The sequence below is a fragment of the Streptomyces sp. NPDC093544 genome (assembly GCF_040683495.1).
In the GTDB taxonomy this organism is placed as follows: domain Bacteria; phylum Actinomycetota; class Actinomycetes; order Streptomycetales; family Streptomycetaceae; genus Streptomyces.
Genome location: NZ_JBFBEA010000010.1, coordinates 218,233 through 242,660, shown reverse-complemented (window position 1 = coordinate 242,660; position 24,428 = coordinate 218,233). Strand labels below are relative to the sequence as shown.

Genomic DNA, 24,428 nt, shown 5'->3' with positions numbered 1-24,428 from the left:
GAGTGATGGAGGTGCGACATGGCGGGCTACGCCCATCTGCATGTCGCATCCGGTTACTCCGCCCGCTACGGCGCATCCCACCCCGAGCAGCTGGCCCAGCGGGCGGCCGAGCGCGGCATGCCGGTGCTAGCGCTCACCGACCGGGACACGGTCACGGGTGTCGTGCGGTTCGCGCGGGCCTGCGAGAAGGAGGGGGTCCGGCCGCTCTTCGGCATCGACCTCGCGGTCGAGGCCCTGGCACCCCTGCCGCCGGCCCAACGCCGCCGCACTCCGGCACGCGGCGGCGCGCATGTCGTCGAGCCGCCGCTGCGGTTCGTTCTCCTCGCGCAGAACCGAGCCGGATGGGCGCGGCTGTGCCGCATCACCTCGGCCGCCCATGTCGGCGCCGTGTCCGGTGCGGCGCCCGTGGTGCCGTGGGAGGCGCTGCGCGAGTACGGCGGTCCCGGTCTGACCGTGCTGCTCGGGCCGCTCTCGGAGCCGGTGCGGGCGCTGGCGGCGGGCCGGGAGGACGTCGCGATGAAGCTGCTGGTGCCATGGCGGGAGGTCTTCGGGGACGGGGTCCGGTTGGAGGCTGTTGCGCAGAAACGTTTCAGCGTCGGTCCTGGATCGCTCCGCCTGGCCGCTCGCACCCTGGCGCTGGCCGACCGCACCCACGCCACCGCCGTGCTCACCAACGCCGTCCGCTACGCCGACCCCGACCAGCACCGCCTCGCCGATGTCCTGGACGCGGCGAGGCTGCTGCGGCCGATCGACCGGCGCCGCCTGGACAGCGGACAACGCTGGCTCAAGGACGAGCGAGAAATGGAGACCGTCGCGCGAATGATCGTCGAATGCGCCGGAGGAGACATCCGTCGGACCCGCCGTCTGCTGGCGGACACCGCGAACACGGCGGCCGCGTGCGCCGTCGACCCCCGGGCCGACCTCGGCCTCGGCACACCCCACCTTCCGGAACCGTCGCTCTTCGGCATTGAGCCGGGAGCGGGCGGCGCGGCCGGGCTGCTGCGCCGGAGGTGCGAAGACGGCCTGGCCCGACGCGGCCTCGACCGCGACCGAGCGGCACTCGACCGGCTGGACGAGGAACTCGACGTGATCTCCCACTGGAACTACGACTCGTACTTTCTCACCGTCGGCCAGGTCGTGGCCGACATCCGGGCCAAGGGCATCCGGGTCGCGGCCCGCGGTTCGGGCGCCGGCTCGCTGGTCTGCCACGCGCTGGACATCGCCACGGCCAACCCGCTCGATCATCGCCTGCTGTTCGAACGCTTCCTGAGCAAGCGCCGTGAATCGCTGCCGGACATCGACATCGACGTGGAGTCCGCCCGACGCCTGGAGTGCTACGACGTGATCTTCGACCGGTTCGGCAAGGAGCGGGTGGCGGTCACCGCGATGCCCGAGACCTACCGGGCCCGCCGGGCTCTACGGGACACCGGCCTCGCGCTGGGGATCGCACCGGCGGACGTCGACCGGATCGCCAAGAGCTTCCCGCACCTCCGCGCCTCCGACATCACCGGCGCCCTCGCCGAACTGCCCGAACTACGGCAACTGGCGGGCGAGATGGACCAGTACGGGCCGCTGTGGGAGTTGGCCGAAGGCCTCGATTCCCTCGTCCACGGCATGGCCATGCACCCCTGCGGCGTGGTCATCAGCGACGCGACGCTCCTGGACCGGCTGCCGGTGCAGCCCACTCCGCAGGGCGACTACCCGATGGCGATGGCGGCGAAGGAGGAGATCGAGGCGCTGGGCAACATCAAACTCGACGTCCTGGGCGTACGGATGCAGTCCGCGATGGCCCACGCCGTCACCGAGATCGAACGGACCACCGGCAACCGCATCGACCTGGACGACCCCGAGCAGGTGCCGCTTGACGACGTCTTCGCCTTCAAGCTCATCCAGGAGAGTCAGACGCTGGGCCTGTTCCAGCTCGAGTCGCCCGGACAGCAGGATCTGCTGTCCCGGCTCCAGCCCCGCGACCCGCAGGACGTCATCGCCGACATCAGCCTCTTCCGCCCAGGACCGGTCGCCGGCGGCATGCCCGAGCGGTACATCGCCGCCCGCCATGGCGGTACGCCGGACTATGCCCACCGGGACCTGGAACCCGTGCTCGCCGACACCTACGGCGTGACCATCTGGCACGAGCAGATCATCGAGACACTGCATGTGCTGACCGGCTGCGACCGGGCGTTCGCGGAGATCACCCGACGAGCACTCGGCGACAAGGACCAACTGCCCAGGATCAAGGACTGGTTCCACGAGCGGGCCCGTGTACGTGGCTATAGCGCGGCCGTCCGGGAGGAGGTCTGGAAGACCGTCGAGGCCTTCGGCGCGTACGGCTTCTGCCGGGCCCACGCGGTCGCCTTCGCCGTACCGGCCCTGCAGAGCGCCTGGCTCAAGGCCCACCACCCGGCGTACCTGCTGGCCGGCCTTCTCGAACACGACCCCGGTATGTGGCCCAAGCGGGTCCTGGTCTCCGACGCCCGTCGGCGCGGTGTGCCGATCCTGCCCGTCGACATCAACCGCTCCAAGGTGAAACACACCGTGGAGAAGACCGACGGAGAGCAGTGGGGCACACGGCTGGCGCTGTCCGCGGTGCACGGCATCAGCGAGGAGGAGTGTGCGCGGATCGAGGAGGGACAGCCGTACGGATCACTGTCGGACTTCTGGCAGCGGGCCCACCCCAGCCGGCCGATCGCCGAACGCCTGGCGGAGATCGGTGCGTTGAGCCCTCTCCATGACGGGCGTCTCACGCGGCGCGACCTGCTGCTGCAGATCGCCGAACTCCACCGGGCCTCCCGCGCCCGGTCCGCGGGCAAGGGGCAACTGCCCATCGACGCAGGCGCAGTTGGGGGAGCGGAGCCGAGCGGTCTGCCGGAGATGACGGGACGTGAGGCCCTGAGTGCCGAGTTGGGCACCCTCGGCATCGACATCTCCAAGCATCTGATGGAGCATCACCACCGGTTGCTGCGCGAGATCGGCGCGACCGACGCGGCGCACCTGGCCGGGCTGCGTGCCGGTCAGCAGGTGTTGGTAGCCGGTGTGCGGGCCTCGACCCAGACCCCGCCGATCGCCAGCGGCAAGCGGATCATCTTCGTCACCCTGGAGGACGGCTCCGGCCTGGTCGACCTGGCGTTCTTCGAGGACTCCCATCCGGCCTGCGCGCACACCGTCTTCCACAGCGGGCTGCTGCTTGTGCGCGGCACGGTCCAGGTGCGCGGTACCCGCCGTACCGTCGTCGGCGCCATGGCCTGGGACCTGGACGAGATCGCCGCCGCCCGCCGGGACAACGGCCCCGAGGCCGCCCTCGCCCTGCTCGGCACCGACCGCCCGCACCCGACCCCCGCCCAACCGGCCCCGGGGCAGCCGCGGTCCGCCCCTGTCCGGTCGGCTTCGGGGCAGCCGCAGCCCGCCCCCGCCCAGCCGCAGCGCACCCTGGCCAACGGCACCACCGGCGCCCGCCTGCACCCGTACGCCGACCTCCAGCCCGCCGGCACCCGCTCCGCCGACCTCAAGAAGTTCGGCCACCGCAGCCCGGGGAGTGCGGGATGAGCACACGCCTGCGGCACATCGCCCACCTCCACCTGCACACCACGCTGAACGAGGCTCAGTACGACGACATCATCGAACTGATGTATGGCATAACGCCTCACGTCCAGGCCGTACCACCCAACGCCGTCCAGCTCGACCTGACGTCGGCACTCCGGTACTTCGACCTGTCTGCCTACGACATGGTCCAGACGGCGAAGATGAGGCTGAAGGCGCTCTACGGCATCGACAGCAGCGCCGGGCTCGCGGGCAACCGCATGCTGGCGGCCATGGCGGCCGACGCGTCCGCACCGGGGGACACCACCTGGGTTCCCGCCGGCCAGGCCGCCGACTGGCTGTACCCGCGGCCCGTCACCGCGCTGCCCGGGATCGGCCGTACCGTCGCGGAGACGCTCGGCAGGTACGGCCTGCACGCCATCGGCCAGGTCGTCGACCTGCCGGCGGGAACCCTGCAGCGGCTTCTCGGCGCCGGTCAGGCCCGGTTGCTGGCCGAGCGCGCCCGGGGCCACGATCCCCGTCCGGTCACCCCGTCGGAACCGGCCCGGCAGCTGGCCGCCGACCTGGTGCTGGACCGGGACTGCCTCGACCCGGCACAACACCACCGAGCCGTACTGGGACTTGCCGACCGGATCGGCCAACGCCTGCGCGGAGAACGGCAGATCGCGGGACGGCTCACCCTCACGGTGCGGTACGCCGACCGCACTTCCACCACGCGCACACGCACATTCCCGGAACCCACCGACCACTCACCCGCCCTCGCCGCCACCGCCCTGGGCCTGTTGACCTCCCTCGGACTGCAACGAGCGCGGGTCCGCGCCTTCGTGATCCGCGCCGACGCCCTGCTGCCGGCCGACAGCGCCTACCGTCAGCTCTCCCTGGATCCCGCCGCCGATCGCGCCTGCGCCGCCGAGGCCGCCGCGGACCGCGCTCGTCGGCGTTTCGGCCCCGAGGCCGTAGGCCCGGCGACCCTGGCAGACTGCTCCGCCTACGCCAAGAACCACCGGATTCCGGCGAAGACGGTTGTAGGGGGCCGATCTACTTCAGCAATCGAGCCCGTATCTCAATCTCAGCCGTAGATGAGCACGCGACGGTCTACTCGCTTCGCGCTGCCACCGCCCGTGCCGACCACGATCGCGCCGAAATCGACGCGCTTCTCGCGGATGTACTCGGCGATGTCGTCGAACGGGTACCGCTCGACCACCAGGTTCTCCAGGATCCCGAAACCTGCGGCCTTGGCGACTCTGAGGATCTCGGCGTCGTAGCGGTGCTCTGCCAGTCGTTGCGGACCGCGTACGGGATCTTGAGACCATGAGCAGCCCATGGCAGGCTCATGCCGCATGATCGATGAATTCGCGAAAGACAACCTGCACGGGAGACTGCGGCGGGACCGCAAGGCGCTGCTCTGGAAACTCGATGGCTTGTCCGAATACGACGCCCGCCGGCCTTTGACAGCGACCGGGACCAACCTCCTCGGCCTGGTCAAACACGTGGCCACCGTCGAGGCCAGGTACTTCGGCGAGGTCTTCGGCCGCCCTTTCCCGGAACCGCTGCCCCGGTGGCAGGACTCCAACGGCAGCGATCTGTGGGCGACCGAGGACGAGACCCGCGATCAGATCATCGGGTTGTACCGGCGCACGTGGGAACATTCGGACGCGACGATCAATGAGCTTCCCCTCGACGCCCCCGGCCACGTGCCGTGGTGGCCGGAGCCTTATCTCAACACGAACCTGTTCGCCGTCATGGTCCATGTCCTCGGCGAGTCCATCCGGCATACCGGGCACGCCGATATCCTGCGCGAGGGCCTCGACGGCCGGACCGGGATGCGCGCCGAATACGAGAAGCAGATCGACGAGGAAGCCCGTGCAGCCTACTGCGCGAAGATCGAGCAGGCTGCCAGGTCGGCCGCACCGATCAAGGCTTAGCCAGCGGTCTAACGGTCTAGCGGTGGGTGAACGAGCGCATGGTCCGCGTGTAGTCCCATTCGGACTGCTCCACACCGGAGCAGGTGCCGTCGTGCACACCGGGGCAGTCACCGTTGTCCCGGCCCAGGGCCCAGAAGGAGAGGGAGGCGATGCCCTTTTCCCCCGCCCACTTCGTGACGGCCTTGGCGTCGGCGAGCGTGAAGATCTCCGGCGGGCCGGTCTCGCCGCAGCACCCGTAGTCGTCCAGACCGATCATCTCGGTGATGCCGACCATTCCCCACAGCTGCTTCGATTTCCGGTCGGGGTAGATCTCCTTGAGGGTGGCGACGAGGCTGTCTGCCGCGGTGAAGGTGTCGGCGGCCATGTCGTGCTGCTTGCCGTCCCAATAGTCGAAGGTCATGATATTGACGAGGTCGATATCCGCTCCGTTGGCCACGGCGTTGGTCAGCGGCACTTTGCCGTTCGGCTCCAGGCCCGTCGGCGACGACGGAAGGGTGTAGCCGAACTGGACCTCGCGATGGGTCCGCTTCGCCCACTCGTCGACCAGGGCGATCGCCTTGTTGCGCCGGTCGACCCCCGCGGTGTTGTTCAGCGACGTCCCCTCGACGTCGAGGTCGAGCCTCGTGATGCCGTAGGTGGTGATGACCTTCTCGTAGGCGGCCGCGATACGGCTGACATCGGTGCAGCTGTCCGCGATGTCCGTGCCCAGCCCACTGGCGGCGCCGCCCCCGAAGGAGACAGAGACATCCCCGCCCCGGCTCCTGAGCTTCGCGATCTCCTTGCCGTAGACAGAGGCGGAGATCGGAGTCTCGGGCAGGCCGTTCCACAGCGGTTCGCAGGAACCGGGCTCCTCGGTCTGCACGAACGCCATGGTCAGGTAGCTGGCCCCCGACTCCTTGGCCAGCGCCGCGGGGTCACCGGGCCGATAGCTCTGGAAGTACGGAGCGAACACGTGCGCCGGCATGGTGCGGGGCGAGGCGGCCGAGGCCTGCTCGGCGGCCGAAGCTCCTGTCATGCCGGCGGTCAGAGCCGCCACAGCTGCCACCACTGCGGCTGATCTACGGAAAATCGGGCGGAATACGGACACGTCTATCACCTTTGGGGATCCGGCATCGTGACAATCAGGCATTGATATCCACACCGATACCAAGGACCGTCGCCCATCAAAAAGTGGCAGAACTCCAGCCAAGTCGGGCAATCCCGGAAATGCGCTCACCGCATCACGCGATGAATGGGTTGACCGACTCCGCCTCCACTTTGGATCATTAATATGACTGCCGCAATTCACCGAAGTCAAGGGATCTTTACGCCACTTGAAAGACGGCCGTCAGAGGTTGTCTCACGTGACTTGATGTTCGTGCGGCATGACGCCGGTTGTGGGTGCTGATCCATCGAAGTGTCTGGTTCCTGATGAACTCGGGGAGCCGGCCGCCCCGTTGCGCCCGTCCACCGCGCATCGTCGCTTCACGGTATGGACCGAGGCCGGCCTGTGGCGTCGGCTGCACCGGGCGGTGCTGGACGAACTCGGGGCCCGCGGCGAGGTGGACTGGACCTCGGCGATCGTCGACGCGTCCTCCGGTCGCGCAAAAAAAGGGGGATCGCTGACCGGGCCGAACCCGGTCGATCGCGCCACGAAGGGCAGCAAGCTGCAGGCGCTGTCCGATGCCCACGGCATCCCGCTCGCCGTCGCCGTGTCCGGCGCGAACATGTACGACAGCCTCGCCCTCAAACCGCTCATCCGCGGCATACCCGCCGTCCGGTCCCGCCGGGGACCACGGAGTCGCCGACCCGTCAAACTCCGCGCGGACAGGCGTACTTCTCCGCCGGACACCTGGCCTGGCTGCGCGAGCGCGGGCTCGTCGCCAGGAAACACAGGGTCGGGTGGAATCCGAACCCGCCTTTATAGGTGGCGGCGGCCTTTTCCTTTCATTCATTCCGCGGCTCGACAGCATCTCTTTGATGCGTGGCTGAGCATGGGGGTTGTCGAAGATCAAGCATTTCGCATATTGGGAAGTTTCGACCTGATGTGCTTCCCTGTCCGGACTCCTCTGATGGGTCCTCTGACCAGGGAAGTTGTTCGGGGGCCGATGTCTCCGGTTTCGAGTGTGTGTGGCGCAGCGGCCGGGGTCGGGGGTGGTACCGCTGTTCCTACCCGCGCGGCTGGTGGCCGCCGTGTTCCTTAGAGGATGATCAGGCACGCGAAGGATCCGGCGAGTCCGTTGACCACGGTCGTCGGACCTTCATGACGTGAAATGGCGGCGCCGCCCTGCTATGGCCGGCCCCCGCAGCGCCGTAGACCTTGAACCGGAGACGGTCAGAAGCCGTTGTGCAACCGAATCTGGGGTCTGGCTGATCGAACACGGTTGGCGTGCGTTTTTCACCTGGGTCCGTGTCCGGATCATGAGCGGGAAAGCGAAGGTGCCTACCGGTGCCTGCCTGGAGCGTGGTCGCCCTCTTCTCCCGGCAAGGTCTCCTCGGCTCGCGGATCGCCAGGCCGTCCGGCCTGTCTTCAGCCGACAGTCATGTCGACAAACGACTCCGGTCGTGCCCAGCCGCCTGCCGCAGATCCGCCTTTCCCTGCCCAACAGCGAGCCTGCCGTAGGACCCGAATGTCCTGCGGCCACCGACCGACGAGGAGAGCATGCGCACCATCTCGGAGTTACAGCATGGGACAGCCCGATTAAGACGGACCGGTCCGTCGTGGGGCGTCTTGCTCCTCTCCAGCACGTTGCTGACCTTTCTGGTCGCCTCCAGCGCGCCGAGTCCCGTCTACCACCTGTATCAGGCCCAGTGGCACCTGTCCTCGGGCATGATCACGGTCGTGTACGGGGTCTACTGCCTCAGCGTTCTGGCGGCCCTGCTGACCATCGGCTCCGTCTCCGACCACATCGGGCGACGCCCGGTGATCCTGACCGCCCTCGGCATCGAGGCGCTCTCCATGGCCGTGTTCTGTCGGGCGGACGGAGTCACGGCGCTGCTGATCGCACGGCTACTGCAGGGGCTGGCCACCGGAATGGCCACCAGTACCCTTGGCGCGGCGTTGCTGGACATATCGCACAAGCGGGCCACGGTCGTGCTCATCAGCGCGGGACCGCTCGTCGGCATGGCCGTGGGGACGCTCGGCACGAGCCTGCTGGTGGAGTTCCTGCCCGCCCCGACCCGCACGGTCTACCTTCTGCTCCTGGCCGCCCTTCTCGCCCAGACCCTCGCAACTCTCTTCCTCCCCGAGACCGGTGTACGGAAGCCCGGCGCACTGGCCTCGATACGGCAGGGTCCCCGTGTGCCCAGGCCTGTACGGCGGACTCTGTTACTGATCGCTCCGGTGTTCGTGGCCGTGTGGGCACTCGGCGGGTTCTATCTCGCGCTCGGTACCCGCCTCGCGCAGAACGTCACCGGCTCGGAGTCGGTGATCGTGGGCGGACTCACCGTGTTCGCGCTGGCGTTCACCGGGATTCTTCCGATGCTCGTGATCCGGCGGGTGGCGCCCGCCGACCTGATGCGGGCGGGTGCACTGGTACTCGCGGTCGGCATGGCCGTCGTACTGGTGGGGGTACACCTGCGGTCGAGCACGCTGTTCTTCGCCGGTGACGTGCTGGCCGGAGCGGGATTCGGCCCGGCCTTCCAGGGCGGAGTGGGTGCCGTCGTACGCATTGCGACGGCGGAGGAGCGGGCCCGCCTGATGGCCTCCATCTACGTCATCACCTATCTGGCGATGTGCGTTCCGGTGGTCGCGGCCGGATTCCTCTCCGAGCGGTACGGACTGATTCCCACCGCCACCTGGTTCGGGATCTGCCTCATTGCCCTGACCCTTTCAGCGCTCGTCGCGAGTTGGGATCGACTGGGCCGGCGTGCGCAGTGAAGGGCGGCGACGCCAGGGGAGCAGTAGAGCAATTTTCCGTACCAAGCCCGCTACGCTTTCCGGACTTGTTGAAGTAAATTTCCCTCTTCCAAGAAACCGTATGAAAGTCCCGGCAACTCCTGATAGGTATTCGCTCATGCAGAAACAAAAAACCGACCTGCGTGTCCTTTTCCTCGGATTCGTTGCGTTCCTCTCATTGGCCCTTGTTTCTCCGGCCGCAGCAGTCGCGAGCGAGCCCAAGGCCCCGGACGGGTTCGTCGCTCTCAGTCGCGTCGACAGCTCCATCATTCAGGAAATGAGGTACTTCACTCCGCACAATTTCGTCGGTGAGCCGATCGACGGCTATCAGGAACCCCTGTGCATCCTCACCAAGGCGGCCGCTGAGGCGCTGCACAAGGTTCAGGTGCAGCTACTCAGCACCGGCTACTCGCTCAAGGTGTACGACTGCTACCGGCCGCAGCGGGCCGTGGACCACTTCGTGCGCTGGGCCGAGGATCTCGCCGACGACACCATGAAGGGCGAGTTCTACCCGCGGGTGGACAAGTCGACGCTGTTCACCGACGGCTACATCGCGGAGAAGTCGGGACACAGCCGTGGCAGCACCATGGACCTGACCATCGTGAAGCTCCCGGCCAAGTCGACGCGGCCTTACGTGCCCGGGGAACCACTCGTCCGCTGCTACGAGCCGCAGGGCACCCGCTTCCCGGACAACTCCATTGACATGGGTACCGGATACGACTGTTTCGACACCCTCGCCCACACGCTCGACCCGCGCATCACCGGAGTTCAGCTGGAGAACCGGCTCAAGCTCAAGGGCGCCATGGAAGCCGCGGGCTTCAGGAATCTCCCGGAGGAGTGGTGGCACTTCACGCTCAACAACGAGCCGTACCCCGACACATACTTCGACTTCCCCATCGCCCGCGCCTCATTGAGCTGACCCTCTCGCATCCCACGCCGGCCCACCGCCTCTCCCTCGGGTATGTGTCGAGTGGATGAGAGCAGTTGACGAGATCCCGTCCGATCTGTTGATCGGGCGGGATCTGCTGCGGGGGAGACGTACGCCTCCGTACCGCACGGGTACTGGTCGCTGTCTCCGAGGAAGGAACTGGATCGGCCGACCGCTGGAGCTGGCGCGCTCCGAGCCGGCCCTTCAGCTCAGTTGGCCCACGGCGGAGTGAGGACCGAGCCGTCGGCCAGCTCCGCCTGGAGGCCGATGGATGTGGTGACCCAGGAGATCGCGGTTTCCTGGGTGGGGTTCTCGACGCCGAACGTCGCGCCCGGGTTGATGATCACCGTGTCGCCCGCGGTGATCCGCTCGGCGCGGCCGTCGAGCGTGATCAGCAGTTCGCCGGAGAGGAGGTGGAAGATCTCCTCGCGGCTGACGGTGTGGACCGGGGCCTTGGTTCCCGCCGGGATCTCCCCCCGCCAGGCGCACAGCTCTTTGCTGCCGCTGAGGGGAGCGGCGTACGAGACGAAGCGGGCGCCGTGTATCTCGTGGACGACGGCCTGGGACGGGTGGATGACGGGCATGGTGCCTCCGGCGGCGGGCGACTTCGATAATGGTCAAGTTGCTTGACCATATGGTTGGCCGTCGCGGCCGCATAGTCAAGTGGCTTGACCAATATGGCGGCGGTGTTTCAATGTCCTCGTGCAGAACTCCGAGGCCATGGCCCTGTCCGCCGCGCTGCTCGCCGCCGCCGGTGAGCTGACGCAACGTATCCACGAGGGTGTCGTCGCCCGGGGGTTCGAGGGGCTGCGGCCCGCGCACGGCTTCGCGTTCGCGCGGCTCGCGCCGGGCGGGGCGACGGTCACCGACCTCGCCGCGCACCTCGGGGTCACCAAGCAGGCCGCGAGCCAGCTTGTCGACGAGGTGGTGCGCAAGGGGTACGTCGAGCGGCGGCCGCACCCCGATGACGCGCGCGCCCGGCTGCTCGTGTTGACCGAACGCGGCCGGGCCTGCACGCGTGCCGCGGAGGAGGCGGCGGCGGAGGCCGTTCGGCCGTGGGTCGAACTGCTCGGCGAGGGTGAAGTTCGGGCGTTGCGTGACCGTTTGGCGCGCATTGCGCCCTACGGTCCCATCAAGCCCGCCTGGTGACGGTTCGTCAGTGGCTTTATCACAGCTATTGACTACCGCTGGAAGTTTTTACTGACGCGTAACTTCACACTTGGACTACTCACTCGTAACTTGAAGAGTGAACAGCATCCTCGTGATCCGGATCACAGGGCGTACGTCGTCGCAACTCCCTTGAGCCGCAAGGAGATCACTCGATGCTGCCCTGGAAGCGCCTGCTCAGACCGCTGTCCGCGCTCCTGCTCACCGCCACGGTCGTCATCGTCCCCGCCACCTCCGCCACTGCCGCCTCCGCCACCGTCGAGGCCGCCGCGCCGAGCGGCGGATGGAACAACTACTCCTGCAAACCGTCCACCGCACACCCCCGCCCCGTCGTCCTCGTCCACGGCACCTTCGGCAACTCGGTGGACAACTGGCTGGCCCTCGCGCCCTATCTGGTGAACCGGGGCTACTGCGTCTACTCCCTCGACTACGGGCAACTGCCCGGCGTCCCGGTCTTCAACGGCCTCGGGCCGATCGACAAGTCGGCCGAGCAGCTCCAGGTCTTCGTCGACAAAGTGCTGGCCGCGACCGGCTCCGCCAAGGCCGACCTCGTAGGCCATTCGCAGGGCGGCATGATGCCCCGCTACTACCTCAAGTTCCTCGGGGGAGCCGCCAAGGTGAACGCCCTCGTCGGCATCGCGCCCGACAACCACGGCACCACCCTCAGCGGCCTCACCAAACTGCTGCCGTACTTCCCCGGCGCCCAGGACCTGCTCTCCACGGCGACCCCGGGACTCACCGACCAGGTCGCCGGATCCGCGTTCCTGGCCAAGCTCAACGCGGGCGGCGACACCGTCGCGGGCGTCCACTACACGGTCATCGCCACCAAGTACGACGAGGTGGTCACGCCGTACCGCTCACAGTTCCTGACCGGCTCCGACGTCAACAACGTCCTGTTGCAGAACCTCTGCGCCATCGACCTCTCCGAGCACGTGGCGATCGGCCTGCTCGACCGCATCGCCTTCCACGAGGTGGCGAACGCGCTCGATCCGGCGCGCGCGACCCCGACCACCTGCGCGTCCGCGCTCGGCTGAGGCTGAGGCCGGGGTCTGTCGGGCCTGAGCCGCCGGACAGACCCCGGACTGTCTAACGGCCGTGGCGTCCGCCGCTCACCGCGCGGCGGCGGACCGAGGCGAACAGTGCCGCCGCTCCGAGCGCCAGGGCGGCGGCGCCGCCGACCGCGAGGTAGGGGGTGGTGCCGTCGCCGCCCGTCTCGGCGAGGTTCCCCGACGTACCGGCCGCCTGGGCCTCGGCCTGGTTGGCCGACGCCGCGGTTTCCGAGTCCTCGGTGCTCGGTTCGTCGGTTGCCGGGTCCGTGGTGGCCGTGGTGGGTTCCGCGGACGTACTGGCGTCGTTGTCGCCGTGGCCGTTGTGCTCGACGGTCGACTTGTCGGTACCGGCCTCGATCTGCTCCTCGGAGGGCGCGGAGGCGGTCGGGGCGGGAGCCGGGGAGGAACTGGTGGTCGTACCGCTGCCGCTGCCGGTGGTGTCACTGGCGCCGCCCGCGCCGCCGTACGTGATGTCGGAGCAGGAGTAGAAGGCCTCCGGGCTGTCCGAGCGCTGCCAGATCGCATACAGCAACTGCTTGCCGGAGCGCTGCGGGAGGGTGCCGGAGAACGTGTAGAAGCCGCCCGACGCGGCCGGATCGGTGGCCGTGGCCACCGGATTCTGGAGATCCAGATCGTCCCAGGCCAGCGGCCGGGACGGGTCGTAGCCGGCCTTGGTGACATACACCTTGAAGGTGCCCTTGTGCGGCGCGGTCACCCGGTACTTGAAGGTGTACGTGCCGCTGCTCACGCTCGTGGCCGGCCAGTCCGCGCGGGCCAGGTCCAGGCCCTTGAACTCGTCGCTGTTCGCGCTGCACAGCTTGCCGTCCGGGATCAGCGCCTGGTGCTGCCCGTTGGCGTCACCGATGCGTATGCCGTTCCAGTCGTAGAGCGCCTGGGTGCCGCCCGCCGCGACGACCGCCTTGCAGGCGGCCGACTTGGGGCTCTCCGGACCCTCCGCGTAGCACTGGGAGACCCGGCTGACCGGGTCGCCCATCGTGCCGTGCGCCGTGGCCGGCACGGCGGCGAGCGCGGTCAGGGCGAGCGGGGCGACACCGACGACGGCGATCGCGGCGGCCTTGCGGCGAGTGGGCAGGGCGGCGGTCATGGGGGAACTCCTCGAAACGGTCCCGGATGCTTGGGCTGAAACCCGTGGGGGTGATCAGCAAGCTAGCCCGAAGAAACCGCGAAATCGCCTGCTGGAGGCGGGAGAAGGAGATCCTTATGACGGCGTTAAGGGAGCCCTGAGGCTGCGATCAGGTAGGCAGCGTTCGCGTCATGGAGAGGCGTGCGAGGACGGGGCTGTGGCTGTACCCGAAGGGGCAACCGGATACGAGGTGGCGGATACGAGGTCGTGAAGGGGCGCGTGGGCGGCCCGTACGACCGGATCCACTACCGCAAGCGGCTCGCCCGTCGGTTCTCGTGGTGAGGCGGGCGTGTGCCCCTCACCCGTCCGGCCACCACGTGCGGTGGATGTCCTTTCGGACCTCCGGACGCTCGGTCGGGCGCTCGTCGGCCTCGTCCCGCACGCGGCGGGAGTCCGACTTCCTCAGGGGCTTCTGCAGGGTTACGCGGCGCATGGCTGCCTCCTTGCGTCTACCTATGTCCATGGTGATACGGAGGTAGACCCTTTCGGGGAGAGTTCCTCATCGGTCGCGATCTGTCTGTGGTGCCAGTCACGATTCGACTGTCAGTGGTGACTGTCACCCTGGTGCACATGGCGAGTAACAATGAGATGAATCCAGTGATTCCAGCGGCTGACATCGACTGGGACGTAGAGTCCGCCACCTTCGACGAGGAGCCGGACCACGGGCTGCGCGATCCCGTCGTACGGGAGGCCTGGGCCGCCCGGCTGCGGACGTGGCTGCCGGAGCGGGCCGCGGACGTCCTCGACCTGGGTTGCGGCACCGGCAGCCTGTCACTCCTCGCGTCCGAGTGGGGACATCGCGTCACCGGGGTCGATTTCTCGCCTCGTATGGTCGACCTCGCCCGCGCCAAGCTCGCCGGGCGTGACGCGGCGTTCCTGGTCGGTGACGCGGCGGCACCGCCCATCGGGGAGCAGCGGTTCGATGTCTTGCTCTGCCGCCATGTGCTGTGGACGCTGCCCGACCCGGGGCGCGTCCTGCGGCACTGGTGCGGACTGCTGCGCCCGGGCGGGCGGCTGGTGCTGGTCGAGGGAGTGTGGGGGACGGTGAGCCCGGTCGGTATATCCGCCGACCGGCTCACCGCCCTCCTCGAACCCCTCGCGGAGGACGTCCGGGTGGAGCGGCTCTCCGACGACTCGCACTTGTGGGGGAGGGAGGTCGAGGACGAGCGGTATGCCGTGGTGGCCATTGTCTGAGTGGACAGGTCCTCTAGGTGAGGAGGCTTTCGAAGTCGCCCTTCCGGGCGAGGAGTTCGAGTTCGGCCAGCGCGTTCTCGGCGGCGGCCGCGGCCACCGGATCCGTCGTCGCCAGGCCGCTCGCCGCGAACTCGTCCTCGTCCAGGCGGAGTACGGCCGTGCCATCGGCGGAGCGCCACAGGTCCAGGTCGAGGTCCTCGACGACCAGTTCGGTGCCGGAGACGACGGCCGGGCGGGTGATGTCGCAGTACCAGCCCTTCAGGGCGCCCTCGGCGTCGCGGACTATCGGCAGGCTCGGATATTCAGACGGGGGAATAGGGCGGGTGTAGGTCAGACTGCGGCTGGTGCGGAATGGCCCCGGGCCTGCTCTCCGCACGACTGCTGGGTAGCGTCCCCCTGGTGAATGTTCACCTCATCAACGACGTGCCCGACGGCCTGACTCGACGAGCTCGATCGTTTGTCGGCACGCATGGCATCAAGATCGATGTTCGGCCTGTCGAGGATCACAGACAGTGGTGGCTTGAGCGAGACATCCCCGCAACAGTGATCGACCGAATGGCGGCCTACCAGAGGCGATGGGGCGGTCTGCTCCTGCCACCCGCATCGCAGTACGACGGAGGCCCCAAGTACTTCGATCCCGACTCACCCGAATCAGATACTGCAGGGTGGTGGTTCGAAGCCGGGACGCAGCGGACCGCAGTCCCCTACTCATTCATGATCAGTCCGTCTGGTGAGTTCGGCATCCAGGCAGATGGGTGGGCACCTCTCCATGCAACCGTCGAGGGCTGGGTGGAATCGCTCGCCCTGGCCCACCACGCATCTATGTGGGCAAAACAGGTCACCAAACTCGTCAGCGATGACCTCGATGGCATCGAGCTGGACGGCTACGAACCGGTGCACGAGGTGATGGGTCTGGCAGACACCTGGTGGAGAGGGCCCGACTCGCTGGTGGCCCTCTATTCAGGGGAGGCCACATCCATGTCCTTTCCCGGAGGGCGCATCGCGTTGATCTACTCAGGCCTCGATGAATGGGGGCTGCGAGGAGGTGTGGACGACGATGGCTGAGTCGTTGAGGAGCAACTACACGGGCCGAGTGGTGTCGTAGGTCAGGTTCGCCGAGCGATCTCTGCTGCGTAGGCGGTTCTGACGGCCCCCGCCGACCAGCGCTCGGCAGCCGAAGGGCTGATCCCGAGCAGGCGCTGGAGAACGCCTGGGGGGATCTGTGTGCAGAGGTCGAGCAGGGCCGCGCTTCGTCCGGCTTCGGAGGGGAGTCCGATGTTGCGGAGGCGGCGGCCGAGTTGCTGGCTGGTCATCGGTCTTCCGGGCATCTGCAGCGACGGGAAGAGCCAGGGCGCGTTGTTCTCGTTCGATATCACCGTGCGTTCGTGGTCGCGTGCGAGGTCGACGAGCTGGAGGACCAGGCCGTCCATGGGCGGCTTGAGCGTCAGTGGGATCTTGTTGAGGCGGAGGGCGACGCCATTCTCGTTGTGGATGACGTGGCCGACGGTCAGGCGGCAGGTTCTCGCCGGGAACTGGCCATAGAGCAGGACCATCAGCCCGGCGACGCGGTCTCTGGTCTCGATGGAGTCGTCGTTCAGGAGCCGACGGGCGGTCGTCCAGCGTTCGTCGGCGTCGAGCGGGCGGTGGTAGGTCCGCCGTGGTTTGCCGGGGATGCTGATGTTGGTGGCGAACTTACTGCGGACCGCCCAGCGGACGAACGGCCGTGCGACGTAGGGGCCTTGGTGGTCTTCCGACGTGAGCCAGAGGTCGACGAGGGGCTGTCGGCAGGTCGCCAGAGTCTCCCCCTGGCTCTTGGTCCAGGTGAGGAAGGTGATGGCCTTGGCGATCTGGGTCTGGGCGATGTCGCTGGTGAAGGAGGAGATTGGTCTGCCGCGGGCTCGTCGTCGGATGCGTGCGGTGCGGTCCCAGCGGGCGAACGCAGCGATCAGGCGGCGGTCCTCCGAATCCTCGATGGCTGCGGTCTTCTGCTCGATCCATCGCTCCAGCCGTGCCAGGTACTCGTCCCGGACCGGGAGGATGCCGGCGGAGACCAGGACGGCCCGGAAGTAGTCGACGGCCATGTCCCGCTGGTGGCTCATGCGGGCGTCGAGGGCTTTGTGGCTGAGTTCGCAGGCCCCGGTGGAGAGGTCGGTGACGAGACGGCTGGCAGTGGCGGACTCCCGCAGATAGAGCAGGGTCCGGCGGGGGTTGAGGTCCAGCAGGGCGGCTGCGACCTTGTCGAGCTCGGGACGGCGTTTGCCGTCGGGCGGTGTCATCAGCGTCTGCAGCTGGCGTTCGCCGGCGCATCGGCGACAGAGACCGAAGTGGAACAGCCGCTCGACCGTGCCGCACTGCTGGCAGGGTCTATGGGCCTCGGGGGCTTTCTCCCAGCAGTTCTCGCAGACGGGTCCCCGTGTGGTCCTGGCGGTGACGTGGGAAGGGCGTCCGCAGTCGGTGCAAGGCTCCAGCTTGCGTGAGCATGCCCGGCAGCGAGGCGAGTCGGTCTTGGCGAACATGCAGCCGCGGAGCTTGCCGCAGGAACCGCACCGGACGACGGGCGGCTTGCGGCACGCAGTGCAGAGCGGCCCGTCGGCGGTGCGGGCGCCGACAGCGTCGAGACGGCCGCAGACAGCGCAAGTTTCCTGGTAAGCGGGCTCCTCCCGGCGACAAGTGACGCAGATCGGGGAGCCCGTTTCATCGCGGCCGGCGACCGGGCGATGGCGTCCGCACCATTTGCAGGGCTCGGCTTTCGCACGGTTGTAGCAGGTCCCGCAGATACGCATCCGCTTGATCGAGTGCGTCAGCCGGACCGGGCGATCGCAGTGCGGACACTTCGGTGCCGGGACACCCTCGGCTCCGCCCTGGTGCAGCCGGTCGGCCAGCAGCACGGTCCGCGGGGAATGGTGGGGAGCCTGCCCCGCCAACAGGTCCGGCTGGTTCTGGAGGTCCCAGAGCAGACGGCGGGCGATCGTGGTCTTCCCCTCAGTGACCTCGGCGATCACCGTCTGGAGCACGGCTTTGTCGAGCCCGAGACCGGACAGGTGGTTCAGCAGGTCGGCGGCCGGGTCCTCGGTGCAGTCGGCCTTGAAGCAGGAGCGGCAGACCTCACGGCCGAAGCGGTCCAGGCCGTAGCGGGGGGTCTCGCCATTGCCGCAGGCCATGCAGGACCAACCCTCGGCCCTCGTGCGGTAGTTGCCGCATAAGGAACAGATCCGCAGCCCGGAGTCGTGGATGCAAGTCAGCGGCGCGAGTTTGCCGCAGAGCGCGCAGGGCGGACGGACGACGTGGACGGCGCCGCCCTCCTGTAGGAGGCGGATCAGGCGTTCGACCGAGGCCGGGCCTTCGGCCCGGCCCGAGGTCAGCAGCCCGGGGTCTCCGTCGAGGACCTGGGCCAGGCGGACGGCGGCTGCCTTGGACCGAACGGCCTGGTCTATCGCCGCCTGGACGGTCCCCGGCGGCAGATCCGGTTCGACCGCGGCGACCAGCTCGCGTATCACCGCGTGCGGGTCGACGGCGGTCCGCGCAGACACGGTCACGACCCGGTGATCCGGGCCCGCTTGGGCCGGAAGTCGCCGACGCCGGTGGTCTCGGTGCCATCCGCGGCTTTCTTCGCCCTCGGCCTGCCCACGGCGACCGGCTCGATCAGGTCGTCCATCGAGCAGTCGAGGATGTCCAGCAGAGCCATCAGGACCTTGAGGTTGAGCCGTTCCGGCACCTCCACCACCAGCCGGTAGATCTGGCTGGCGGACAGGTCGATGCCCCGCTCGGCCAGCACAGGCCGCAGATCGGTGGTGGAGAACATGCCCTTGGTGGCCATGACCTCGCGCAGGTGCCACTTGTAGTCGAGCTTCACCGTCATCGTCGTCCACTCCGTTCCAGGGCCCGGTCTCCGGGATCGTTGTCGAAGGCCAGGTCGATGGCCTTGAGCATCATCGTGTTGGCGAAGTCGCTGCTGACTGCGGTGTAGAGGGCGGTCGTGGACGCGTAGAGGTGGCCGACCTGTTCCTGAATGAACTTCGGATCGACGCCGTCCTCGATGTTGTGCGTGACGTACGAATGCCGCAGACAGTGCGGCACCAGCTCCTCCGGGAGCCCCAGCTCCTCGCGGTAGAGAGCGAACCGGTCCTCGATCTCGCCCACCTTCAGTCGGCCACCGCGTTCGGTCAGCCAGAGCGCCGGGTGAGTGGGAAAGCCATAACGGGGACGAACGTTGACGACGTAGTCCTCCAGGGACTCGACTGCCCACGGCATGATGCTGGCGACGTTCCGCCGCCGCGGCCCCGAGCCCTTGGTGCCCTTGGCCTTGCGGACGTGCACCATGCCGTACCGGCCGAACTGCGGAGCCTTCGCGTTCCGGTAGAGGTCCACGACGTCCAGGCCGGACGCCTCCGAAGCCCGCAGTCCCCACCCATAGATCGTCTTGAACAAGGTGGCATCCCGGTAGGCGGTCAAGGCACCCTTGCGGCCCCGCTTGACCGCTCGCTCCACCCGATCGTCGATATGGTCGAAGAAGAGCTGGCACTCCTCCCGCGTCATCGGTCGGCGCTCTGCCTCGCCCTCGTAATCCACGAGGTGTTCGCGACGGTTGCCATCGTGGAGGATCGGCGTCGGGTGCGTTCCGAACCGTTCAAGGCAGACGTCCACCCACCCGTAGACCGGGTCGAGCAGGTAGTCCATGAACAGGCTCACGGCTCCCTGGTAAGTGCGGAGCGTCGACTTGGCGCGGTCGTGCTGCATCACCAGGTCGGCCATCCACTCGTCGATGTGCGCGGCCGTCCAGTTCCACGGGTACTCATTCGTGAAATCCCTGAACTGCTCAACGATCCGCTGGCGCCCGGCGGCCGTATCCGCCTGGAGTCCGCGACCGCCGATCTGCTGTCGTGCCCAGCCCGACACCATCGCGTCGAGTACGGCGTCCTCGGGATGCAACAGATGCACCCCGGAGACCAGCTCAAGCCGTGCGGCCCCCTGCACTTCCCTCGTACCGTCGGACACTCCCGCCCTCTCTCACTAGAGGGCAGAATCATGCATCTAACGAATGGCTCTAAACAAACCCGCAGGTCAGGGCGACGATCAGAGCCGAAAGACGTCAGGTGGCGAGCCGGTACACTTCACGCAGTTCGGGGCCACACGCCAACGACCGATCACGCATCTGATGCAATTCCCGGGGGTCCTCCTTCACCGCGTACCAGCGGTCCCGCCAGTAGTACTCGGTGAAGACATCGCCCGGCTCGAACCGTACGAAGCCGAAGTCGCGGACGCCGTCGCCCGCCCACGGCGCGCGAACGGTGACGCGGGTGCCGTCGTCGGCGAGCAACTGGGCGGGGTAACGGATCTTCGTACGGCCCGCTTTGACGAGGACGATCTCCAACTGGTGTTTCGCGTCAGCCGAGTTCGCGGACATGGCGCACCTCCGTCGCACAGATCTCGTAGCCGAACCACTTGTTGATCGCGATCATCGGTTCGTTGCCGCTGTCGTTTCCCGTGAACGCCTCCGTGTATCCCGCGGTGCTGGCGCGGTGCAGGGAGTCGTTCTTGGCGAGCTTGGCGAGGCCGCGGCCGCGGTGGGCGCGGGCGGTGCCCGTCATCACGGTGCCGTAGCCGGTGCCGCCGTTCGTGCGGGCCGCGCTGAACGCGGCGGGGCGGCCGTCGACGACCGCGACCGAGGTCAGCTCCGGGCTGAAGAGAGGGTGGTTCCAGGTCTCCTGGAGCCAGGCCTCGTAGTCCGTGAACTCCTGGTCGACGTCGCTGGGTTCGTCCGCCGTCGTCTCCGCGTCCAGGTCGAACAGCGGGCGCGGGTCGCCGGCGAAGTCCGCGCCCGTGCGGAGTTCGACGCCCGGCGGGAGGTCCTGGAGCGGCGGCAGGGTGCCGCCTGCCAGGTCCAGGCGGAGGAAGTGCGCGGAGCGGCTCGCGCGGTAGCCGTGCCTCTCGGCGAAGGCGCGATCGGCGGGGGAGTCCAGGACCCAGGTGAAGAGCTTCCTGGCGCCCAGGGCCGTCAGGTGCTCCTCGGCGGCGCGTACCAGGAGGGAGCCCGCGCCCCGGTGCGTGCGGTCCGGGGCGACGTACACGTTGAGATAGCCCTGGCCCGGCTCCGGGCTGTCGTGCACGATGCCGACCTGGGCCGTGCCGATCAGTTCGCCGTCCTGCTCGGCGAGCAGGGGACGGTAGTGGGCGTCGGGGTGAGCGTGCGTGACGTCGTACCCGACGGAGTCGGGGGTGTACAGCACGAAGGGGAGGGCGAGGGTGCGGATTCGGGCGAAGCCCTCGGCGTCCCGCCGGTCGCCGGGGCGGACGTCGCGAACGATCACTGTCATGGAGCCTGACGCTACGCGCGGGCTGTGTTCGGGTGCCTCTCATTTTTCCGCCGGGTACGGGACAATCGCCCCGTGACGTTGAAGATCCACATCGATGAGGGGGCCGCGCCCTACGAGCAGGTGCGCGCCCAGATCTCCGAGCAGGCCCGGTCCGGGGCGCTGCCGGTCGGCTACCGGCTGCCCACCGTGCGGGGGCTGGCCGAGTCGCTCGGCCTCGCGCCCAACACGGTCGCCAAGGCGTACCGGGCCCTGGAGGCGGACGGGGTGATCGAGACGCGGGGCCGCAACGGAACGTTCGTTGCTGCCGCCGGTTCGGCCGCCGCTCGCGAGGCCGCGATCGCGGCGCAGGCCTACGCCGAGCGCGTACGCCGCCTCGGTCTGACCGAGTCCGCCGCGCGGGACGCGGCGCGCGATGCCCTGCGGGCGGCGTACGGGGAGTAGCGCGCACCGGAAGCGAGCCTGCGCCCGGTGCCTCCTACAGGTACAGCCCCGCGTCCGCGCCCTCCCGCTGATCCGGTACCTGCGTCGGAGACGTCCCCCGGCGGAGCGCGTACAGCTCTGCCAGGGTCGCGCCCTCGCGGGAGACGCCCTCTTCCGTGCCGAGCCAGTTCACGGCCTCGCGCCGGGTCAGGGGGCCGACCTCGATGCGGGCGAGGCAGCGGCCGGGGCGGACGACCGCGGGGTGGAGGCGCTCCAGGTCCTCGTTGGTGGTGACGCCGACGAGGACGTTGCGGCCCTGGCCGAGCAGGCCGTCGGTGAGGTTGAGCAGGCGCGAGAGGGCCTGACCCGCCGTGTGCTTGGCCTCGCCGCGGATCAGCTCGTCGCAGTCCTCGAGGAGGAGCAGCCGCCAGCGGCCCTTGCCCGTGCCGTCCTCCTCGCCGATCGCGATGTCCATCAGGTATCCGACGTCGGAGAAGAGCCGCTCGGGGTCCAGGACACAGTCCACCTGGCACCAGTCGCGCCAGGAACGGGCCAGGGTGCGCAGGGCCGAGGTCTTGCCCGTGCCCGGCGGGCCGTGCAGCAGGAGCAGCCGGCCGGCGATGTCCTCCGGCGTCGTCTTCATCAGGGTGTCCATCGCGTCCGCCACCGGAGTGGTGTAGTTCGGCCGGACCTCGTCCCAGGTGCCGGCCGAGATCTGGCGTGTGGTGCGGTACGGGCCGCGGCGCGGGGACACGTACCAGAACCCCATCGTCACGTTCTCCGGCTGGGGTTCGGGCTCGTCGGCCGCGCCGTCCGTTGCCTGGTCGAGGACCTTCTCGGCGAGCTCGGTGCTGGTCGCGGTGACCGTGACGTCGGCGCCGCGGTTCCAGCGGGAGACGAGGAGGGTCCAGCCGTCGCCCTCGGCGAGGGTCGCGCTGCGGTCGTCGTCGCGGGCGGAGCGCAGCACGCGGGCGCCCTTCGGGAGCAGCGTGGCCCCGGACCGTACGCGGTCGATGTTGACGGCGTGCGAGTGAGGCTGCTCGCCCGTCGCGAAGCGGCCGAGGAACAGCGCGTCGATGACGTCCGACGGCGAGTCGCTGTCATCGACGTTGAGCCGGATCGGCAGAGCGTCGTGTGGGTTGGCAGACATGCCGCCATGATCCGTCACCGAGGGAACCTGTGCACGGGATTTCCGCTGCCAGGTCCGGGTGTCCTTCGCGAGGGGCCCCAGCTCAACCGGCTTTCGACCGGGTGTCCGAGAGGCGGTCGCGCGGTCGCCGGTGTCAGGGCCGCCGGAGGGACGAGGCGGGGTCACGGCCATATCGAGGTCGGCCGCGTGACCCGCCGCGAGGCCGTGAACTGGCTCGGCACGGAAGCCGGAACCTGTTCCACCGCCTGTCCCCGCCGTTACTGTTGCCCTTGATGGGACGTCATGGGTGGAATTCGGGGACTCGGCGGTGGCGGCTCACCGCGGTGCTCGGCGTGGGAGCGGTCGCTCTGGCCCTGCTGGTGACCCTGATCAACACACTGCCCGGCGGCGGCGCGGGCACCGAGGGCACGACCCCGGACGGGGACAAGGTGCACGGCACGCCCGCCGTCCCGGCAAAGGCGACGGAGCCGGAGGTCGGCTGGGGCTTCACGCACACCCAGTTCAGCGCCGACGAGGGCAGCGCGGCGGCCACCGAGCGGGTGGAGGGGCTGCTGTCGAAGCAGCCGCTGCCGCAGATCCAGCACATCATGGGCTGGGGGGCCGGTAACCCCGAGCCGACCAAGGGGCGTTACGACTTCGTCGACATGGACCGCCGTATCGACTTCATGCGTGCCTCGGGCGGCACCCCGGTCGTCACCCTGTGCTGCTCCCCGGACTGGATGAAGGGCGGCGAGTCCGGCGACACCGACTGGAGCCAGGCCGCCCTGGAGACCGCCCCGGATCCCGCCCACTTCGACGACTTCGCCGCGCTCGCCGCGACCGTCGCCAAGCGCTATCCGGACGTACGCCACTTCATCGTCTGGAACGAGTTCAAGGGTTTCTGGAACGACGAGAAGGCCCGCTGGGACTACGAGGGTTACACCGCGCTCTACAACCTGGTCTACAAGGCTCTGAAGAAGGTCAACCCGGACATCATGGTCGGCGGGCCGTATCTCGTCATGGACAGCCTCGACCCGCGCCAGACGCACGACGCGTCGCCGACGGTGAAGGGCACCTGGGGCACCATGGACCAGCGTGTCCTGGACGCCTTCGACTACTGGAACAAGCACAAGGCGGGCGCGGACTTCGTCGTCGTGGACGGCTCCAGCTACACCAAGGACGACGATCTGCTGCCGGACGAGTTCGCGGCCACCGACAAGTTCACGGCCGTCGGCGAGTGGGTGCGGGAGCGGACCGGTGATCTGCCGCTGTGGTGGGCCGAGTACTACGTCGAACCGGCCGACGGCAACGACGAACGCAAGGGCTGGTCCGAGACCCGCCGTGTCGCCGTGCAGGCCTCGGGCCTGATCGCCATGGCCCGCGGCGGCGCCACCTCCGGCTTCTACTGGAACCCGGAGAAGGAGAAGGGGCCCGACTGCGCGGGCTGCCTGTGGACGCCGACGAGCAGTGGTGACGGGGGCCGGGCGATGTCGATGTTCGACCTCCTCTCCCGGTTCGGTGAGGAGTTCCCGCCGGGGACGACGTACGAGACGGTGCCCGTCGCCGACGCCGATGTGTCCCGGGTGCGCGTCCTCGCCACCGGCACGACGGTCCTCGTGGTCAACACGCTGGACCGGTCGATCAGCGTGAAAGTCGACGGGAAGCAGGTCGAGTTGGGTGCGTACGAGGTGAAGTGGCTGGAACGCTGAGCCACTTCACCTCGTACGCCTCTCAAAGAGCTGCT

21 protein-coding genes and 3 pseudogenes are annotated in these 24,428 nt (G+C 68.5%); 12 read left to right on the top strand and 12 right to left on the bottom strand.

Annotation, left to right across the window (positions count from 1 at the left end; all coding sequences use genetic code 11):
* Window positions 1-18 precede the first annotated feature (18 nt).
* Window positions 19-3,543 carry a DNA polymerase III subunit alpha gene (gene dnaE / locus AB0N66_RS17600; protein WP_365435086.1) on the top strand — a complete coding sequence of 1,175 codons (3,525 nt, stop codon included), beginning with the start codon at window positions 19-21 and terminating at the stop codon, window positions 3,541-3,543.
* The gene (locus AB0N66_RS17595; protein ID WP_365435083.1) at window positions 3,540-4,616 is read left to right on the top strand and encodes an ImpB/MucB/SamB family protein; all 1,077 of its coding nucleotides are present in this window, start codon (window positions 3,540-3,542) and stop codon (window positions 4,614-4,616) included. Before dnaE ends, AB0N66_RS17595 begins: the two co-directional genes overlap by 4 nt.
* Here AB0N66_RS17595 and AB0N66_RS17590 read toward each other — a convergent pair.
* A complete protein-coding gene (locus tag AB0N66_RS17590; protein ID WP_365435080.1) occupies window positions 4,607-4,879 on the bottom strand; it encodes a hypothetical protein in 273 nt (90 codons plus the stop codon). The two genes, AB0N66_RS17595 and AB0N66_RS17590, sit on opposite strands and share 10 nt — an antisense overlap.
* Between AB0N66_RS17590 and AB0N66_RS17585 the strand changes: the two genes are divergently transcribed.
* The gene (locus AB0N66_RS17585; protein WP_365435077.1) at window positions 4,878-5,462 is read left to right on the top strand and encodes a DinB family protein; all 585 of its coding nucleotides are present in this window, start codon (window positions 4,878-4,880) and stop codon (window positions 5,460-5,462) included. The two genes, AB0N66_RS17590 and AB0N66_RS17585, sit on opposite strands and share 2 nt — an antisense overlap.
* 16 nt (window positions 5,463-5,478) lie before the next feature.
* On the opposite strand, the gene AB0N66_RS17580 is transcribed toward AB0N66_RS17585, so the two are convergent.
* Window positions 5,479-6,549: a chitinase gene (locus AB0N66_RS17580; protein WP_365435074.1), complete on the bottom strand. Its 1,071-nt coding sequence runs from the start codon at window positions 6,547-6,549 to the stop codon at window positions 5,479-5,481.
* 361 nt (window positions 6,550-6,910) lie between these two features.
* Here AB0N66_RS17580 and AB0N66_RS17575 point away from each other — a divergent pair.
* From AB0N66_RS17575 to AB0N66_RS17565, 3 genes and pseudogenes are all read left to right on the top strand, one after another.
* A pseudogene (locus AB0N66_RS17575) lies at window positions 6,911-7,273 on the top strand (transposase); the annotation flags it as partial.
* An 899-nt stretch (window positions 7,274-8,172) separates the two neighbouring features.
* Window positions 8,173-9,321: an MFS transporter gene (locus tag AB0N66_RS17570; protein WP_365435071.1), complete on the top strand. Its 1,149-nt coding sequence runs from the start codon at window positions 8,173-8,175 to the stop codon at window positions 9,319-9,321.
* A 136-nt stretch (window positions 9,322-9,457) separates the two neighbouring features.
* Window positions 9,458-10,258, top strand: a complete 801-nt coding sequence (locus AB0N66_RS17565; protein WP_365435068.1) for a M15 family metallopeptidase — start codon at window positions 9,458-9,460, stop codon at window positions 10,256-10,258.
* A 218-nt stretch (window positions 10,259-10,476) separates the two neighbouring features.
* Here the strand turns inward: AB0N66_RS17565 and AB0N66_RS17560 are convergent, their stop codons facing one another.
* Entirely contained in the window at window positions 10,477-10,851 is a 375-nt protein-coding gene (locus AB0N66_RS17560) for a cupin domain-containing protein (protein WP_365435065.1), read from the bottom strand.
* 118 nt (window positions 10,852-10,969) lie between these two features.
* On the opposite strand from AB0N66_RS17560, the gene AB0N66_RS17555 reads away from it, so the two are divergent.
* The gene (locus tag AB0N66_RS17555; protein WP_365435062.1) at window positions 10,970-11,416 is read left to right on the top strand and encodes a MarR family winged helix-turn-helix transcriptional regulator; all 447 of its coding nucleotides are present in this window, start codon (window positions 10,970-10,972) and stop codon (window positions 11,414-11,416) included.
* A 173-nt stretch (window positions 11,417-11,589) separates the two neighbouring features.
* A complete protein-coding gene (locus AB0N66_RS17550) occupies window positions 11,590-12,468 on the top strand; it encodes an alpha/beta fold hydrolase (RefSeq protein WP_365435059.1) in 879 nt (292 codons plus the stop codon).
* Window positions 12,469-12,520: 52 nt separating this feature from the next.
* Here the strand turns inward: AB0N66_RS17550 and AB0N66_RS17545 are convergent, their stop codons facing one another.
* Together AB0N66_RS17545 and AB0N66_RS17540 are read right to left on the bottom strand one after the other, a co-directional pair.
* A complete protein-coding gene (locus AB0N66_RS17545) occupies window positions 12,521-13,576 on the bottom strand; it encodes a lytic polysaccharide monooxygenase (RefSeq protein ID WP_365435284.1) in 1,056 nt (351 codons plus the stop codon).
* Between the two features lie 349 nt (window positions 13,577-13,925).
* Window positions 13,926-14,060, bottom strand: a complete 135-nt coding sequence (locus AB0N66_RS17540; RefSeq protein WP_365435056.1) for a hypothetical protein — start codon at window positions 14,058-14,060, stop codon at window positions 13,926-13,928.
* A gap of 137 nt (window positions 14,061-14,197) precedes the next feature.
* Here AB0N66_RS17540 and AB0N66_RS17535 point away from each other — a divergent pair, with 137 nt between their 5' ends.
* On the top strand, window positions 14,198-14,821 hold the full coding sequence (locus tag AB0N66_RS17535) for a class I SAM-dependent methyltransferase (RefSeq protein WP_365435054.1): 624 nt from the start codon (window positions 14,198-14,200) through the stop codon (window positions 14,819-14,821).
* A 13-nt stretch (window positions 14,822-14,834) separates the two neighbouring features.
* On the opposite strand, the pseudogene AB0N66_RS17530 reads toward AB0N66_RS17535, so the two are convergent.
* Window positions 14,835-15,104, bottom strand: a pseudogene (locus tag AB0N66_RS17530) (DUF402 domain-containing protein); the annotation flags it as partial.
* Between the two features lie 116 nt (window positions 15,105-15,220).
* On the opposite strand from AB0N66_RS17530, the gene AB0N66_RS17525 reads away from it, so the two are divergent.
* The gene (locus AB0N66_RS17525; RefSeq protein WP_365435051.1) at window positions 15,221-15,886 is read left to right on the top strand and encodes a hypothetical protein; all 666 of its coding nucleotides are present in this window, start codon (window positions 15,221-15,223) and stop codon (window positions 15,884-15,886) included.
* A 41-nt stretch (window positions 15,887-15,927) separates the two neighbouring features.
* Here AB0N66_RS17525 and AB0N66_RS17520 read toward each other — a convergent pair whose 3' ends face one another.
* From AB0N66_RS17520 to AB0N66_RS17500, 5 genes and pseudogenes are all read right to left on the bottom strand, one after another.
* On the bottom strand, window positions 15,928-18,357 hold the full coding sequence (locus tag AB0N66_RS17520; protein WP_365435048.1) for a hypothetical protein: 2,430 nt from the start codon (window positions 18,355-18,357) through the stop codon (window positions 15,928-15,930).
* Window positions 18,354-18,680 (bottom strand): helix-turn-helix transcriptional regulator, encoded by a 327-nt coding sequence (locus AB0N66_RS17515; RefSeq protein ID WP_365435045.1) that lies wholly within the window; start codon window positions 18,678-18,680, stop codon window positions 18,354-18,356. Before AB0N66_RS17515 ends, AB0N66_RS17520 begins: the two co-directional genes overlap by 4 nt.
* On the bottom strand, window positions 18,677-19,816 hold the full coding sequence (locus AB0N66_RS17510; RefSeq protein ID WP_365435042.1) for a tyrosine-type recombinase/integrase: 1,140 nt from the start codon (window positions 19,814-19,816) through the stop codon (window positions 18,677-18,679). The genes AB0N66_RS17515 and AB0N66_RS17510 overlap by 4 nt, the downstream gene beginning before the upstream one ends.
* Before the next feature lie 178 nt (window positions 19,817-19,994).
* Window positions 19,995-20,225 (bottom strand): annotated as a pseudogene (locus tag AB0N66_RS17505) (DUF402 domain-containing protein); the annotation flags it as partial.
* A complete protein-coding gene (locus AB0N66_RS17500) occupies window positions 20,206-21,135 on the bottom strand; it encodes a GNAT family N-acetyltransferase (RefSeq protein ID WP_365435038.1) in 930 nt (309 codons plus the stop codon). The pseudogene AB0N66_RS17505 and the gene AB0N66_RS17500, both read right to left, overlap by 20 nt.
* A 72-nt stretch (window positions 21,136-21,207) precedes the next feature.
* On the opposite strand from AB0N66_RS17500, the gene AB0N66_RS17495 reads away from it, so the two are divergent.
* The gene (locus tag AB0N66_RS17495; RefSeq protein ID WP_365435035.1) at window positions 21,208-21,576 is read left to right on the top strand and encodes a GntR family transcriptional regulator; all 369 of its coding nucleotides are present in this window, start codon (window positions 21,208-21,210) and stop codon (window positions 21,574-21,576) included.
* 34 nt (window positions 21,577-21,610) lie between these two features.
* On the opposite strand, the gene AB0N66_RS17490 is transcribed toward AB0N66_RS17495, so the two are convergent.
* On the bottom strand, window positions 21,611-22,705 hold the full coding sequence (locus AB0N66_RS17490; RefSeq protein ID WP_365435032.1) for a DUF5925 domain-containing protein: 1,095 nt from the start codon (window positions 22,703-22,705) through the stop codon (window positions 21,611-21,613).
* Between the two features lie 272 nt (window positions 22,706-22,977).
* Between AB0N66_RS17490 and AB0N66_RS17485 the strand changes: the two genes are divergently transcribed.
* Window positions 22,978-24,393, top strand: coding sequence for a xylan 1,4-beta-xylosidase (locus AB0N66_RS17485; protein WP_365435029.1), 1,416 nt, complete (start codon window positions 22,978-22,980; stop codon window positions 24,391-24,393).
* Window positions 24,394-24,428 lie beyond the last annotated feature (35 nt).

Excerpts from the sequence above, each read along its gene's own strand:
- dnaE (WP_365435086.1), top strand. The coding sequence starts at position 19 with ATGGCGGGCTACGCCCATCTGCATGTCGCATCCGGTTACTCCGCCCGC.
- AB0N66_RS17595 (WP_365435083.1), top strand. The coding sequence starts at position 3,540 with ATGAGCACACGCCTGCGGCACATCGCCCACCTCCACCTGCACACCACG.
- AB0N66_RS17585 (WP_365435077.1), top strand. The coding sequence starts at position 4,878 with ATGATCGATGAATTCGCGAAAGACAACCTGCACGGGAGACTGCGGCGG.
- AB0N66_RS17590 (WP_365435080.1), bottom strand. The coding sequence starts at position 4,879 with ATGCGGCATGAGCCTGCCATGGGCTGCTCATGGTCTCAAGATCCCGTA.
- AB0N66_RS17565 (WP_365435068.1), top strand. The coding sequence starts at position 9,458 with ATGCAGAAACAAAAAACCGACCTGCGTGTCCTTTTCCTCGGATTCGTT.
- AB0N66_RS17560 (WP_365435065.1), bottom strand. The coding sequence starts at position 10,851 with ATGCCCGTCATCCACCCGTCCCAGGCCGTCGTCCACGAGATACACGGC.
- AB0N66_RS17550 (WP_365435059.1), top strand. The coding sequence starts at position 11,590 with ATGCTGCCCTGGAAGCGCCTGCTCAGACCGCTGTCCGCGCTCCTGCTC.
- AB0N66_RS17540 (WP_365435056.1), bottom strand. The coding sequence starts at position 14,060 with ATGCGCCGCGTAACCCTGCAGAAGCCCCTGAGGAAGTCGGACTCCCGC.
- AB0N66_RS17535 (WP_365435054.1), top strand. The coding sequence starts at position 14,198 with ATGGCGAGTAACAATGAGATGAATCCAGTGATTCCAGCGGCTGACATC.
- AB0N66_RS17515 (WP_365435045.1), bottom strand. The coding sequence starts at position 18,680 with ATGACGGTGAAGCTCGACTACAAGTGGCACCTGCGCGAGGTCATGGCC.
- AB0N66_RS17500 (WP_365435038.1), bottom strand. The coding sequence starts at position 21,135 with ATGACAGTGATCGTTCGCGACGTCCGCCCCGGCGACCGGCGGGACGCC.
- AB0N66_RS17490 (WP_365435032.1), bottom strand. The coding sequence starts at position 22,705 with ATGTCTGCCAACCCACACGACGCTCTGCCGATCCGGCTCAACGTCGAT.
- AB0N66_RS17485 (WP_365435029.1), top strand. The coding sequence starts at position 22,978 with ATGGGACGTCATGGGTGGAATTCGGGGACTCGGCGGTGGCGGCTCACC.